Raw genomic sequence first — 217 nt, 5'->3', positions numbered from 1 at the left:
GGATCAATACAAACCCAATGATATTAATGGTTAAAAAGCAGAGGTTTTTCTGTAAGCATTGTGAGTCAACATTTATGGCCAAAACGCCTATCGTAGATAAGGGGTGCTTCATATCGAATGATGTTAAAAGGTCTATAGTTTTAAACCTATGTGAGACTAAGTCAATGGACTTAATTGCAAGAGAACACTGTGTATCTCCTAGTAGTGTTGCCAGAAT

1 protein-coding gene is annotated in these 217 nt (G+C 36.4%); it reads left to right on the top strand.

Translation table 11 applies throughout. The features are described from left to right. On the top strand, window positions 1-217 hold a 217-nt coding region (locus HMPREF0634_RS02080), incomplete at both ends, for a transposase family protein (protein WP_165480182.1).

Origin of the sequence: Peptostreptococcus stomatis DSM 17678, from assembly GCF_000147675.1 — a bacterium.
Classification (GTDB): domain Bacteria; phylum Bacillota; class Clostridia; order Peptostreptococcales; family Peptostreptococcaceae; genus Peptostreptococcus; species Peptostreptococcus stomatis.
This window is presented reverse-complemented; position numbering and strand designations above follow the sequence as displayed.